The following is a 797-nucleotide window of genomic DNA, read 5'->3' as shown; positions in this document are numbered from 1 at the left end:
ACCGGAGCCGGCCGGGGGCTCGCTGGTCCAGCCTTCGCCGGACAGTACGGCGCGGACCTGGGAGGGCAGGTCGACGACGTCGTCGAGGAGGGAGTCGTTGCCGCCGAAGCGGGCCGCTCCGCGCAGGGCGATGCCGGCCTTGCGGATCTCGGGCCGGTCGAAGAAGCGTTCGGCGCCGCGCAGCTGGTAGGGGACGCCCGCGTCGGCGAGCGCCTGCTCGTAGGTTTCGGACTGGGAGTTGGTGCGGAACAGGACGGCGATCTCGGCGGCGGGGACGCCGGCGTCGATCAGTTCGCGGATGCGGCGGGCGGCGCCTTCGGCCTCGGCGGGCTCGTCGGTGTACTCGGTGTAGGCGGGTTCGGGGCCGGAGGGGCGCTGGGAGACGAGTTCCAGCCGGTGGTCGGCGGCGCGGCCCCGGGCCTGGGCGAGCAGGGCGTTGGCGAGACGGACGACCTGGGGGGTGGAGCGGTAGTCGCGGACCAGCTTGACGACGGTGGCTCCGGGGTGGCGGAGGCGGAAGTCGAGGAGGTGGTCGGGCGTTGCTCCCGTGAAGGAGTAGATGGTCTGGCTGGCGTCCCCGACGACGCACAGGTTGTCACGGTCGCCGAGCCACAGGTCCAGCAGCCGCTGCTGCAGCGGGCTGACGTCCTGGTACTCGTCCACGACGAAGTGCTGGTACTGCGCCCGGACCTGCTCCGCGATGTCGTGCCGGTCCTGGAGGATGGCCACGGTGAGCAGCAGCACGTCCTCGAAGTCGATGACCGCGCGGTCGCGCTTGAGGTCCTCGTAGGCGGCGT

General features: G+C 72.1%; 1 protein-coding gene. It reads right to left on the bottom strand.

Features of this window, described 5'->3' with window-relative positions:
- The coding region (locus IE312_RS39870) for a UvrD-helicase domain-containing protein (protein ID WP_229899673.1) at positions 1 to 797 on the bottom strand (797 nt) is incomplete at both ends.

The sequence above is a fragment of the Streptomyces capoamus genome (genome assembly GCF_014654935.1).
GTDB lineage: Bacteria > Actinomycetota > Actinomycetes > Streptomycetales > Streptomycetaceae > Streptomyces > Streptomyces capoamus.
This window is presented reverse-complemented; position numbering and strand designations above follow the sequence as displayed.